Source organism: Halomonas sp. B23F22_20 (assembly GCF_043496985.1).
In the GTDB taxonomy this organism is placed as follows: domain Bacteria; phylum Pseudomonadota; class Gammaproteobacteria; order Pseudomonadales; family Halomonadaceae; genus Halomonas.
In genome coordinates this window covers 105,837-118,892 of record NZ_JBIEKH010000008.1, presented here as the reverse complement: position 1 = coordinate 118,892, position 13,056 = coordinate 105,837, and the positions used below count along the sequence as shown (strand labels likewise).

Sequence of the window (13,056 nt, the reverse complement as noted above, 5' to 3'; positions counted from 1 at the left end):
CGCCCGGCTGGCTCGGAAGATGCCGGGCGCGTAGAATATGTTTCTCAATCCAAGACCGCATGGCCCGCATGACCGATTCCAGCGCCCTGATGCAACAGGCTGAGCGACAGTGCCGCCAACGTGGCGTGCGCTTCACGCCGATCCGCCAGCGAGTGCTGCAACTGATTGCCGACACCCGCGGCGGACTCAAGGCCTACGAGCTGCTCGATCGCCTCGCCACCGAGCATGCGTCCGCTCGCCCCCCGACCGTGTATCGCGCCCTGGAGTTTCTGATCGACCAGGGGCTGGTGCACCGAATCGAGTCGCTCAATGCCTATGTGGCCTGTCCCTGTCCGGAGCATGCCCATGGCTTCCAGCTGCTGATCTGTCGCGACTGCGGGCGGGTCGAAGAGCTGCATCTCGACGACATCAACACCCAGCTCGGCCGCCGCGCCCGCGAGCTCGGCTTCGCCGTGCAGCGCCAGACCATCGAGCTGCTCGGGCAATGCGAGGCCTGCCGATCGACCACTGCGACACCTCGAGCATCGGAGAGCTCATGACCGATACCTTCAAGCGCCTGGAGAGCGCCGAGTGCGACAGCCGCCGGCCGCTCGGCGAGATCCTGGATGCGATCCGCTTCAACGACGACGGCCTGATTCCCGCCATCGCCCAGCAACACGACAGCGGGGAGGTACTGATGATGGCATGGATGAATCGCGAGTCCCTGGAAGAAACGCTCGACACCGGCCAGGTCTGCTACTGGTCGCGTTCACGAGGCAAGCTGTGGCGCAAGGGAGAGTCCTCGGGCCAGCAGCAGCGCCTGAAACGCGCCGCTCTCGACTGCGACGGCGATACCCTGCTGCTGCAGGTCGAACAGACGGGACCGGCCTGCCACACCGGGCGTCGCAACTGCTTCTACGTGGTTCTCGAAGGCGAAGAGGCACGGATCGCCTCGGCGCCGCTGATCGACCCCGCCGCGCTCTACGGCAAGCCGTGACGCCATGACCGCCCTGCTCCACCGCGTCCAGTATCTCGCCGGGCGCCTGCTGGTGTTACCCCTGCTGGGGGCGGTCAAGGCCTATCAGCTGATCCTGAGCCCTCTGCTCGGTCCGCGCTGCCGCTACTGGCCGAGCTGCTCCCACTACACGGCAGAAGCCCTGAAGGTTCATGGCCCGCTCAAGGGCGGCTGGCTGGCCATCCGGCGTATTGCGCGCTGTCATCCGGGCGCCGATGGCGGCATCGACCCTGTCCCCGGCGGCCCCAGTGAACGGCTGTGCCGGGAAGATCCCGAGCTCGACGAGCATTTTCGCCATCGCGATCCTGATGACGCCTCATCATCACGCAACGAGGCATCCCGCTAGCGCATCGCCTCGCCAGCCGCACGATCCATACGAAACGCCCGTAGGCGACATGACGATCACCTACGGGCGCTTTGGCTGCCGCGGAGAGCTTTATCAGGAAAGTCGACGTGCGCCGACCGTTCTCAGGCGGCTTCCTGCTCGGCGACGCGATAGATACGTTCGAGCATCGCGTTAAGGCCATTGCTGCGCGTCGGTGACAGGTGCTTGTCGAGGCCCAGATCCTTGAGGAAGTGGGGGCTGGTGTCGCGAATGTCTTCCGGCCGACGATCGTTATAGATGCGCATCAGCACGGCGATCAGGCCGGAGACGATGGCGGCATCGGAGATCGCTTGAAAATGCAGGCACTCGCCGTCGCGCGCGTGATGCATCCAGACGTTGGACTGGCAGCCCTGGATCTTGCGCTCGTCGGTCTTCCACTCCTCTGGGAAGGCCGGCAGCTGCTTGCCGAGGTCGATGATGTACTGGTAGCGATCCATCCAGTTGTCGAACATCTCGAACTCGTCGACGAGTTCCTGCTGGGCCTGCTCGGCGGTCATGGTGGTCATGCAAACTCCTCACTGCTGTTGGTGCCATTATACCGCTTGATCACCGTCGTCGTCCGCCCCTGGCGACAGGCTATGGCGCGATTGCTGGCGATGCCATTCGGCATCCTCGGCGTGCAGGTAGCGGGCAGTGGTATCGAGCCGCGAGTGGCGAGCCGTCTCGGCCAGATAGCGCAGCTCGACGCCGGCCTGGGCCTGGTGGGTCAGCGCGGTATGGCGCAGCCAGTGCGGTGTGGCCCGGCGCAGCAAGGCGACTTCGCGGACGCCCTCCTCTCCCTGCCGTGCCGACAGGGCATCGGCGGCGTCTGCGAAGGTGCCGCGCACCAGGCGGTAGAGACGGTTCTCGCCGATGCCGCGGCGGCCATCCAGCCCGCGCAGCAGCGGAGCCACCTCGTCCGGACGCGGCTGCGACGACAAGTCCAGCGAGGTCCGCCACTCTCCCAGCAGCCGCAGCATGTCCGGCGGCACGGGGATGCTCGCCGCCTTGCCGCCCTTGCCCACCGTGTGCCACCACCAGCGCCCCTCGCGGCGATGGAAGTCGTTCATTCTGGCCGCGGCCATCTCACCGATCCGCGGCGCAAGCAGGTAGGCAAAGCCAAAGACGAAGCGCCGGCGCTCGTGCTCGAAGCGAACCCGCGGCGCGGCATCCTCGCCCGGCACCTCGTTCAGCCACTGCCATAGCCAGTCCCACAGTGGCTTCTCCAGGTAGCGCTCCACCCTGCCCTGGCGATTGTCCAGGCGGCGGCGCTTGTCGCGCATCAGGCGAAACGGGTTGTGGGCAACCCAGCCCGCCTCCACCAGCCAGGCGAAGAGCCCCTGCAGGATCACCAGACACTGCCGGCGGCTGGCGGGCGACAGCGGACCGCGAAACGGCCGCCAGCGCGGGTCCTGGCGCGGCCGGGTCGGCCCGATCCAGCGCTCACGAGGCTGAGGGTCGGCCAGAAAGGCCTCGAAGGCGTCCAGATGGTCGCGGCGCACCTGGCTAAGCGTCAGCTGACGATCGCCAAGCCACAGCAGCAGTCGCTCCGCCTCACGCCGATAGGCCCGCTGGGTATTCGGGCTGGCACGATACTCGCCGAGCCACTGCGCCACCGCCTCGGCATCGCTGATCGCCGCGATCTGGGCGCGCCCGGCGGCTGGTGGTACCACCTGGTGCGCCGACAGCTCACTGTCATCCAGTACCTGACCTATCGCCTCATCCAGCGCCGCCGCCCGGAGCGTCAGCGCGCCCTGTTCTTCCTGCACTCCCTGCCCTCCTTTTCATCTCCGTCCTGTGTCATCTCTTTCATCGCCCCATGCCACGGCCGTTGATGCCTCCCCATCGGCGGCTGAGCCGTTGTCGGTAGCAGAAAACAGGCCTCTGCTCGCCCTTGCGCCTACCATTTCGCCCTTTGAATTCAATCACCTGCCCCATCGGGCAGCAGTATCGGCGTTACGCCACAAATAATCAAGATAAGCCGCGTAATCTTGATTACCCTCACAATATCATAACGTAAATTACGTATTACGTTTAATGTAATTATCTTTATTCCGGCGCCCCTGACGGGTATAGTGCGACTCCAGATGCCCTACGGCGGGGTCACCAAACGAGGAGAACGGCATGGCACGCAGCGGCGTACGCTTCGAAGACGTACAGCGGGCGATCGACGAGTTGATGGCCGCCGGGCAGTCGCCCAGCGTGCAGCGGATTCGCGAGTCGCTCGGAACCGGCAGCTTCACCACCATCAGCGAGCACCTGCGCGAATGGCGCAAGCGCCGCGAGGAGAATCGCGACGTGCCGCCGCCGCGCGGCATGCCGGCCGCCCTGCAGGAGCTCGCCGAGTCGCTGTGGCAGCAGGCCCAGGAAAGCGCCAACGAAGCGCTGGCCCACTATCGCCGCGAGGCCGACGACAAGGTGGACGAGGCGCAGGAGAGCGTCACCGCCGCCGAGCGTCGAGCCGAGGATGCCGAGCAGCGAGAAACCGCCCTGTCCGCGCACTTGACGCGCACCGAGGAACGACTGACCGAGCAAACCGCCGAGCTGGCTCGCCTGCAGGCTGACCACGACAACCTGCAGGCCAATGAGGCTCGCCAGCGGCAGGCCTGTCAGCGTCTCGAAGCACGAGTGGACGAGCTGCAGCGTGAGATCGAACGCCAGGCCCAGGCTCATCGCCAGGAAAAGGAAGAAACTGAAGCCGCGCACCAGGCGCGGCTGAATCAGGAAGAGCAGCGCCACGAAGCCGCCGAAGCGAGGCTCATGGGGCTGCTCGACGAGGCCCGCCAGGAGCGTCAGGCTGCAGACAAAGCCCACGTCACGCGCTGCGAACGCCTGGAGAAGCGACTCGAAGCCGCCAAGGCAGAGCAGCAGGCGCTGCAGGAAGCCCTGAAAGAAGAAGAGAAGAAGCGGCGCGCCGAGCAGCAGGCCCGTCGCGAGGTCGAGACCGCCCGGGTCAATCTTGACGAAGAGCGCATCCGCCTGGGCGCCAGGCTGGAAGATCTCCAGGCAGCCCTCGCCAGCCGCCAGGCCCGCGTGGAGGGATTGGAGAAACAGCTCGAGGCGCGACTATGGTCATCGCTGGAGAAGATGCAGGAGAGTCAGGCCCGGCTCGAGGCCGCGGCCGAAAACGCCTCGGGCCCCGACGATGCGGGGCCCGAGCAGCGGGAAGACGTCTAGGACTTGGCTGGCACGCCTCCCGCGCGCCGACGGTCAGTGCTTACTGATAGTAGGCGTTGGTAGTGTCCGTGTGGTCGGTCACGTCGCGGATGCCGGCCAGCTCAGGGATCCGCTCCAGCAGCGTCTTCTCGACGCCCTCCTTGAGAGTCAGGTCGACGGCGGCACAGCCTTGGCAGCCGCCCCCGAACGCCAGCACTGCGACCTGCTCGTCGGTCAGCTCGACCAGCTTGATCTCGCCGCCGTGAGCTGCGAGCCCAGGGTTGATCTCGCTGTAGAGCACGTAGTTGACGCGATCGGCCAAGGGACTGTCCGCGTTGACCTTGGGCATCTTGGCGTTGGGCGCCTTGATGGTCAGCTGGCCACCCATGCGATCAGCATTGAAGTCGACTACGGCCTCTTCCAGGAAGGGAATGCTGTTGGTGTCCAGATAGACGGCGATCTTGTCGAGCTCCAGGCGCTCATCGCTGGGCTCTTCCTCGCCTGGCCGGCAGTAGGCCAGGCAGGTCTCGGCGTAGGGAGTACCGGGCTGGGTGATGAAGATGCGCACAGCGATGCCCTCGACGTTCTGCTTGGCCAGCAGTTCGGCAAGGTAGTCCTGGGCGCTGTCGGTGATCTGGATGCTCTCGCTCATTGCTCTCTCGCTGGTCGAGCCCGGCACGGTCGAGCCGGGATGAGGGTCTTTCACCATGGTAAGCGACTGCCCGAACCCTGACAATCCCGACCGCCACACTCGGTTTTAGCCACACCACGCACCACTCACCACGCACCACTTGCCATGCCCCTCGGCACCATGAAGCAAGCTCCTCTCTGCGGCCCCTGCCCCGGCGCCGTGGCTTTTGCTAAGATGTGGCGCCTATCCGGCCCCGTGCCGATTCTCGACGGACGCCCCATTCCCATAACATCGCGCCGTCGTCGTGCCCCGATGCCCTTACGCTGGAGATTGACCCGACCCATGGCCGCCGTTCCGACTCCCCTGACCGCCACCCTCTCCGACAGCCTCCGCCAGCGCATCCTGATGCTCGACGGCGGTATGGGCACCATGCTGCAGAACGCCGCGTTGTCGGAGGAAGAGTTCCGCGGGGAGCGGTTCGCCGACTGGCCCACCGACCTGAAGGGCAACAACGACCTGCTGGCGCTGACCTGCCCGGACCTGGTGACGCGCATCCATCGCGACTACCTGGAAGCCGGCGCCGACATCGTCGAGACCAACACCTTCAACAGCACACAGCTGTCCCAGGCCGACTACGGCATGGAAGCGCTGGTGGCCGAGCTCAACCGCGAGTCGGCCCGCCTGGCCCGCGCGGTCTGCGACGCCGTGGCCGAGGAAACCGGCGTGCCGCGCTATGTGGCCGGCGTGCTGGGCCCGACCTCGCGTACCGCTTCGCTGTCGCCGGACGTCAACGACCCGGCCAAGCGCAACGTCACCTTCGATGCGCTGCGCGACAACTATCGCGAGGCCGCCGAGGCGCTGATCGAGGGCGGCAGCGATCTGATCCTGATCGAGACCATCTTCGATACCCTGAACGCCAAGGCCGCCATCTACGCCCTGGAAGAGCTGTTCGAGGAGCGCGGCGAACGCCTGCCGGTAATGATTTCCGGCACCATCACCGACGCCTCCGGCCGCACCCTGTCCGGCCAGACCACCGAGGCGTTCTGGAATTCGATCCGCCACGCCAAGCCGCTCTCCGTGGGTCTCAACTGCGCCCTGGGCGCCGAGGAGCTGCGCCCCTACCTGCAGGAGCTCTCCGACAAGGCCGACACCTTCGTCTCGGCGCACCCCAATGCCGGGCTGCCCAATGAGTTCGGCGAGTACGACCAGACGCCGGAGGAAATGGCCGCCATCGTTGCCGAGTTCGCCGAGAGCGGCCTGGTCAATATCATCGGCGGCTGCTGCGGCTCCACCCCGGAGCATATCGCCGCCATTCATCGCGCGATCCGGGATACCGCACCCCGCGAGGTGCCCGAGCGCCCGCTGTCCTGTCGGCTGTCCGGCCTCGAGCCGTTCAACATCGCCCACGACTCGCTGTTCGTGAACGTCGGCGAGCGCACCAACGTCACCGGCTCGGCACGCTTCAAGCGATTGATCAAGGAAGAGGACTACACCACCGCCCTGGAGGTGGCCCTGGAGCAAGTCGAGAACGGCGCCCAGGTCATCGACGTCAACATGGACGAGGGCATGCTGGAGTCCGAGGAGGCGATGGTGCGCTTCCTCAACCTGATCGCCGGCGAACCCGACATCGCCCGAGTGCCGATCATGGTCGACTCCTCCAAGTGGGAGATCGTCGAGGCCGGCCTCAAGTGCATCCAGGGCAAGGCGGTGGTCAACTCGATCTCGATGAAGGAAGGCGAGGATGCCTTCCGCGAGCAGGCCACCAAGTGCATGCGTTATGGTGCCGCCGTGGTGGTGATGGCCTTCGACGAACAGGGCCAGGCCGACACCTTCGCGCGCAAGACCGAGATCTGCCAGCGCGCCTATCGCCTGCTGGTCGACGAGATCGGCTTCCCCGCCGAAGACATCATCTTCGACCCCAACATCTTCGCCATCGCCACCGGCATCGAGGAGCACGACAACTACGCCGTCGACTTCATCGAGGCCACCCGCTGGATTCGCGAGCACCTGCCCCACGCCATGGTCTCCGGCGGGGTGTCGAACGTGTCCTTCTCGTTCCGCGGCAACAACCCGGTACGCGAGGCGATCCACTCGGTGTTCCTCTACCACGCCATCCGCGCCGGGCTGACCATGGGCATCGTCAACGCCGGCCAGCTGGCGGTCTACGATGACCTGCCCGAGGCGCTGCGCGAGGCGGTCGAGGACGTGGTGCTCAACCGCCGCAGCGACAGCACCGAACGGCTGCTGGAGATCGCCGACGAGTACAAGGGTGACGGCTCCGGCGGCGCCAAGAAGGAAGACCTCGAGTGGCGCAGCTGGGAGGTCGAGAAGCGCATCGAGCACGCCCTGGTCAAGGGCATCACCGCCTACATCGAGGAAGACACCGAGCTCGCGCGTCAGCGGGCCACGCGCCCCATCGAGGTGATCGAGGGGCCGCTGATGGACGGCATGAACGTGGTCGGCGACCTGTTCGGCGCCGGCAAGATGTTCCTGCCCCAGGTGGTCAAGTCCGCGCGGGTCATGAAGCAGGCCGTGGCCTACCTGATCCCCTACATCGAGGCCGAGAAGAGCGCCGACACCCAGGCCAAGGGCAAGATCGTCATGGCCACGGTCAAGGGCGATGTCCACGACATCGGCAAGAACATCGTCGGCGTGGTCCTGCAGTGCAACAACTACGAGGTCATCGACCTCGGCGTGATGGTCCCGGCGGAGAAGATCCTGCAAACCGCCCGCGAAGAGAACGCCGACATCATCGGGCTCTCCGGGCTGATCACCCCGTCGCTGGACGAGATGGTCCACGTCGCCAAGGAGATGCAGCGCCAGGGCTTCGAGCTCCCGCTGCTGATCGGCGGCGCCACTACCTCCAAGGCCCACACCGCGGTGAAGATCGAGCCGGGCTACGAGCATCCGGTGATCTACGTCACCGACGCCTCCCGGGCCGTGGGCGTGGCGGGCAAGCTGCTGTCGCCCGCCCAGAAGCCGGCGTACGTGGCCGAGATCCGCGCCGAGTACGAGAAGGTCCGCGAGCGCAACGCCAAGCGCCGCCCCAAGGCGGCGGATCTGTCCTACGCCGAGGCCCGTGCGCGAAAGCCGGTCTACGACTGGAGCGACTATACGCCGCCGGCGCCATGCTTCACCGGCCTCAAGGTGTTCGACGACTACGACCTGAGCACGCTGGTCGAGCGCATCGACTGGACGCCGTTCTTCATGAGCTGGGAGCTGGCCGGCAAGTATCCGAAGATCCTCGACGACGAGGTGGTCGGCGAGGCGGCCAGGAGCCTGTTCGCCGACGCCAAGGCGATGCTCGCCAAGCTGATCGACGAGCATCTCGTCCAGGCCCGCGGGGTGATCGGTCAGTGGCCGGCCAATGTCATCGATGACGATGTCGTCGAGGTCTATGCCGACGAGTCGCGCACTACGGTGATCGAGCGGCTGCATCACATCCGCCAGCAGACCACCAAGAACCGTGAGGGCGTCTGCTACAGCCTGGCCGACTTCATCGCCCCCAAGGATTCGGGCAAACCCGACTGGATCGGCGGCTTTGCCGTCACCACCGGTCATGGCGTCGAGGAACTCGCCAACCGCTACAAGGCGGCCGGCGACGACTACAACGCCATCATGGTCCAGGCACTGGCCGACCGCCTGGCCGAAGCCTTCGCCGAGCATATGCACGAGCGGGTGCGCAAGGAATTCTGGGGCTATGCCGCCGACGAGACCCTCGACAACGAGGCGCTGATCGCCGAGAAGTATCGCGGCATCCGCCCGGCACCGGGCTATCCGGCCTGCCCCGACCACACCGAGAAAGCCACCCTGTTCCGGCTGCTCGATGCCGAGGCCAACACCGGCCTCGAACTCACCGACAGCTTCGCCATGTGGCCCGCCGCCGCGGTCTCCGGCTGGTACTTCGCCCATCCCCAGTCGAAGTACTTCTCGACCGGCAAGATCACCCGCGACCAGGTCGAGGCGCTGGCCAGCCGCAAGGGCATGACGCTGGCCGAGCTGGAGCGCTGGCTGTCGCCGGTGCTGTCCTACGACCCGAGCTGATCGTGGCCGCTCTCGCCCCGGGCCCGCTTGACGGGCCCGGCTTCATCATCGCTGGAAGCCGGCATGCTGCCTGAGTCCTCACGTCGCCAGACCATCCTGCGCCTCGCCCTGCCGATCATCGGCGGCATGCTCACCCAGAGCCTGCTCAATCTCGTCGATGCCGCCCTGGTAGGCTCCCTCGGCGAGGTCCCGCTGGCCGCCGTGGGGATCGGCGGCTATGCCATCTTCCTGATCACCGCGGTCGTGTTCGGGCTGTCATCCGGCGTCCAGGCCCAGGCGGCGCGCCGTCATGGCGAGCAGGACTGGGAGAACCGCGCCGTGTCGCTCAACGCCGGTCTCTTGATCGCGCTGACCGTGGCCGGCCCGTTGACGCTGCTGTGCCTGTGGCAGGCACCGGCCCTGCTGGCGCTGATCAACCAGGACCCGGCGGTGAACGCCGAGGCGGTCGGCTATTTCCAGTGGCGAGTCATCTCGCTTGTGCCGGTGGCCATGATCCTGTGCTTCCGCGGCTACTGGAACGGCATCCAGCAGACCGGCCTCTACCTGCGCATCATCCTGGTCATGCACCTGATCAACGTGGTCACCAGCATCGGGCTGATCTTCGGGCTCGCCGGCCTGCCCGCCATGGGCGCGGCCGGCGCCGGCGCCGGCACCACCCTGTCGCTGTTCGCCGGCCTCGCGCTGTGGGCACTGCACAGCCTGCGCCAGGCACGCAGCAGCGGTTTCCTGACGCGTCGCCCCTGCGCAGTGACCTTCGCCACCACCTTGCGCCTGGCCGTACCGCACTCCTTCCAGCAGATCTGGTTCGCCGCCGGCTATGCGGTGCTGTTCTGGATCCTGGGACAGATCGGTACCGCCAGCGTGGCGGTCGGCCACGTGCTGGTGAATCTCTCGCTGCTGCTGATCCTGCCCGGCGTCGGCATGGGCATGGCGGCGATGAGCCTGGTCGGACAGTCGCTGGGACGCCAGGATCATCTGGACGCCCATCGCTGGGGCTGGGATGTGGTGCGCCTGGCCTGGCCGTGCCTGGCGCTGATCGCGCTGCCGATGGTGCTGTTCCCCGACGCCGTGCTGGGGCTGTTCCTCCACGACGCGCAACTGATTGACCTGGGTCGCCTGCCACTGCAGTTGACGGCGGCCATGATCGTGCTCGACGCTGCGGCCCTGGTATTCGCTCAAGCGCTGCTGGGCGCCGGCGCGCAGCGTACGGTGATGACCACCACCCTGACGCTGCAGTGGCTGGTCTTCCTGCCGCTGGCCTGGTGGGTCGGCGTTTACCAGGACGCCGGCCTGCTCGGTATCTGGTGGGTCCAGCTCGGGTATCGCTGCCTGAATTCCGCCGGCTTCATGCTGATCTGGCAGCGCCGCGGCTGGCAGCGGCTCGCGGTGTGAGGCGGAAAGATCATGCGCGAACGCCCAGCCTCATTCCATTTCGAATATAAACTATGAAGATTTATTCTTTTATAGAATAATTGCGGCCCGTTAAGGTAGTCGCCAAGCTTCACCACTCTCCTGTTGCAGGTAAGCGCTGAATGTATCGCTACGACACCCATGACCAGACCCTGGTCGACGAACGCGTCGCCCAGTTCCGCGACCAGATGCGTCGCTACCTCGAGGGCAAGATCAGCGACGAGGAATTTCTGCCGCTGCGCGTGCAGAACGGTCTTTATATCCAGCGCTATGCGCCGATGCTGCGCATCGCCATTCCCTACGGCATGCTGGCCTCCTACCAGCTGCGCAAGTTGGGAGAGATCGCTGCCCGCTACGACCGCGGCTACGGTCACTTCACCACGCGTACCAATCTGCAGTTGAACTGGCCGAAGCTCGAGGATGTTCCCGACATCCTGGCCGATCTGGCCAGCGTGCAGATGCACGCCATCCAGACCAGCGGCAACGACATCCGCAACACCTCCACCGACCAGTTCTCCGGCATCGCCGCCGACGAACAGGTCGACCCGCGGCCCTGGTGCGAGCTGATTCGTCAGTGGTCCACCTTCCACCCCGAATTCGCCTACCTGCCGCGCAAGTTCAAGATCGCGGTGACCGGCGCCGAGGACGATCGTGCGGCGATCCAGGTTCACGACGTGGGCCTGCGCTTCTGGCGCGACGATGCTGGCGAGGTGCGCGTCAGCGTGCTGGCCGGCGGTGGCCTGGGCCGTACGCCGATGATCGGCAGCGTGGTCTGCGAGGACCTTCCCTGGCAGCACCTGCTGACCTATCTCGAGGCGATCCTGCGGGTCTACAACCAGTTTGGCCGCCGCGACAACAAGTTCAAGGCGCGCATCAAGATCCTGGTCAAGGCGCTGGGCGTCGACGAGTTCCGTCGCCGCGTCGAGGAAGAGTGGGCGCATCTCAAGGATGGCCCCCAGACCCTCACCGACGAGGCCGTGGCCGCCGTGACCGAGCACTTCGTCGACCCCGAGCGTCGCGAGATCGGTGCCGAGGCGATCGAGGCCTATGAGGCATTGCGCGCCGACAACCGCGCCTTCGCCCGCTTCGTGACCAACAACGTCACCGACCACAAGGTTGCTGGCTACAAGGCCGTGACCCTGTCGCTGAAGCGTCGCGAGCACTCGCCGGGCGACGTCACCTCCGAGCAGATGGGCGCCATCGCCGACCTGGCCGACGAGTTCAGCTACGGCGAGCTGCGCGTGACCCACGAGCAGAACCTGGTGCTGACCGATGTGCCGGTAGACCACATCGAGGAGCTCTGGCAGCGTCTCGACGAGCTGGGCCTGGCCAATCCCACCGTGGGCACCCTGGCCGATCTGATCTGCTGCCCCGGTGGCGACTACTGCGGCCTGGCCAACGCCAAGTCGATCCCGGTCGCCCATGCCATCCAGGAGCGCTTCGAGGACCTCGACTTCCTCTACGACCTGGGCCCGCTGGAGCTCAACATCTCCGGCTGCATGAATGCCTGCGGACACCACCACGTCGGCAACATCGGGATCCTGGGCGTCGACAAGAAGGGCGAGGAGTACTATCAGATCTCGCTGGGCGGCAGCCAGGGCAATGCGTCCTCGCTTGGCAAGATCCTCGGCCCCTCCTTCTATCGCGAGGACGTGCCGGGCGTGATCGACAAGCTGCTGCAGGTCTACGTCGGCGAGCGCACCCCCGACGAGACCTTCCTCGACACCTACCGCCGCATCGGCCTCAAACCCTTCAAGGAGCGTGTCTATGCCTGAGCAGATTTCCCGCCCCCTGATCGTCGACCGGCGCGTCGTGACCGATGAGTGGGTCCTCTGCGAGGATGCCGCTCAGCGTCCCGAGGGCCAGCCGGCCCTGCTGCCGCTTGCCGACTGGCAGGCATCGGCCAAGGGCGACGACGTCGCGCCCTGGCTGCCCAGCGACACCGAGATGACCGCTGAACTGGCGCGTGAACTTGAAGCCGCCCCGCTGGTGGCCATCGACTTCCCGAAGTTCACCGACGGCCGCGGCTACAGCATCGCCCGCCTGCTGCGCGAGCGGCACGGCTACAAGGGCCAGATCCGCGCCATCGGCGACGTGCTGATCGACCAGCTGTTCTACATGTCGCGCTGCGGCTTCGACGCCTTCTCGCTGCGCGAGGACCAGGTCGTCGAGGACGCCCTCAACGCTCTGAGCACCTTCAGCCGTAGCTACCAGCCCGGCACCGACGACCCGGAACCGCTATTCCGACGCCGCCTGCGCGAGGCCCACAAGGGCGAAGTTGCCTGACGCGATCGCCTCCCCAGAATGCACGAAGCCGGCCCAAGGGCCGGCTTCGTCGTTTCCAGCAAACAAGATCGGGTGCTGAGCCTGCGAGGCCTCGGGTCCGGCCTCCAGCACGATACTTCGCCGCCTCGCTGCGCATACTTGGGCGCCTGACGGCGCCATTCGTCGAGGCGT

11 protein-coding genes are annotated in these 13,056 nt (G+C 66.2%); 8 read left to right on the top strand and 3 right to left on the bottom strand.

What is annotated here, in order from left to right; all coding sequences use genetic code 11:
* Positions 1-68: 68 nt before the first annotated feature.
* The 3 genes from ACGTN6_RS08570 to yidD are packed head-to-tail and all read left to right on the top strand — an operon-like array spanning position 69 to position 1,340.
* Complete coding sequence (locus tag ACGTN6_RS08570) at positions 69-539, top strand: Fur family transcriptional regulator (RefSeq protein WP_394590967.1); 471 nt, start codon at positions 69-71, stop codon at positions 537-539.
* Positions 536-976: a phosphoribosyl-AMP cyclohydrolase gene (hisI, locus tag ACGTN6_RS08565; RefSeq protein WP_394590966.1), complete on the top strand. Its 441-nt coding sequence runs from the start codon at positions 536-538 to the stop codon at positions 974-976. The genes ACGTN6_RS08570 and hisI overlap by 4 nt, the downstream gene beginning before the upstream one ends.
* A gap of 4 nt (positions 977-980) precedes the next feature.
* Positions 981-1,340, top strand: a complete 360-nt coding sequence (gene yidD, locus ACGTN6_RS08560) for a membrane protein insertion efficiency factor YidD (protein WP_394590965.1) — start codon at positions 981-983, stop codon at positions 1,338-1,340.
* 122 nt (positions 1,341-1,462) lie between these two features.
* On the opposite strand, the gene ACGTN6_RS08555 is transcribed toward yidD, so the two are convergent.
* Both ACGTN6_RS08555 and ACGTN6_RS08550 read right to left on the bottom strand, forming a co-directional pair.
* Positions 1,463-1,885 carry a SufE family protein gene (locus ACGTN6_RS08555; protein WP_394590964.1) on the bottom strand — a complete coding sequence of 141 codons (423 nt, stop codon included), beginning with the start codon at positions 1,883-1,885 and terminating at the stop codon, positions 1,463-1,465.
* A 27-nt stretch (positions 1,886-1,912) separates the two neighbouring features.
* On the bottom strand, positions 1,913-3,061 hold the full coding sequence (locus tag ACGTN6_RS08550; RefSeq protein ID WP_394591070.1) for a tyrosine-type recombinase/integrase: 1,149 nt from the start codon (positions 3,059-3,061) through the stop codon (positions 1,913-1,915).
* Positions 3,062-3,482: 421 nt separating this feature from the next.
* Here ACGTN6_RS08550 and ACGTN6_RS08545 point away from each other — a divergent pair, with 421 nt between their 5' ends.
* On the top strand, positions 3,483-4,535 hold the full coding sequence (locus ACGTN6_RS08545; RefSeq protein ID WP_394590963.1) for a DNA-binding protein: 1,053 nt from the start codon (positions 3,483-3,485) through the stop codon (positions 4,533-4,535).
* Positions 4,536-4,575: 40 nt separating this feature from the next.
* Here ACGTN6_RS08545 and nfuA read toward each other — a convergent pair whose 3' ends face one another.
* Positions 4,576-5,166, bottom strand: coding sequence for a Fe-S biogenesis protein NfuA (gene nfuA, locus ACGTN6_RS08540; RefSeq protein WP_183387289.1), 591 nt, complete (start codon positions 5,164-5,166; stop codon positions 4,576-4,578).
* Positions 5,167-5,487: 321 nt separating this feature from the next.
* Between nfuA and metH the strand changes: the two genes are divergently transcribed.
* From metH to ACGTN6_RS08520, 4 genes are all read left to right on the top strand, one after another.
* Positions 5,488-9,189, top strand: coding sequence for a methionine synthase (metH, locus tag ACGTN6_RS08535; RefSeq protein WP_394590962.1), 3,702 nt, complete (start codon positions 5,488-5,490; stop codon positions 9,187-9,189).
* Between the two features lie 63 nt (positions 9,190-9,252).
* Positions 9,253-10,581, top strand: a complete 1,329-nt coding sequence (locus tag ACGTN6_RS08530) for an MATE family efflux transporter (RefSeq protein ID WP_394590961.1) — start codon at positions 9,253-9,255, stop codon at positions 10,579-10,581.
* 140 nt (positions 10,582-10,721) lie between these two features.
* Complete coding sequence (locus ACGTN6_RS08525; RefSeq protein WP_394590960.1) at positions 10,722-12,374, top strand: nitrite/sulfite reductase; 1,653 nt, start codon at positions 10,722-10,724, stop codon at positions 12,372-12,374.
* Positions 12,367-12,885 (top strand): DUF934 domain-containing protein, encoded by a 519-nt coding sequence (locus ACGTN6_RS08520; protein ID WP_394590959.1) that lies wholly within the window; start codon positions 12,367-12,369, stop codon positions 12,883-12,885. The genes ACGTN6_RS08525 and ACGTN6_RS08520 overlap by 8 nt, the downstream gene beginning before the upstream one ends.
* The last annotated feature ends 171 nt before the right edge of the window (positions 12,886-13,056 follow it).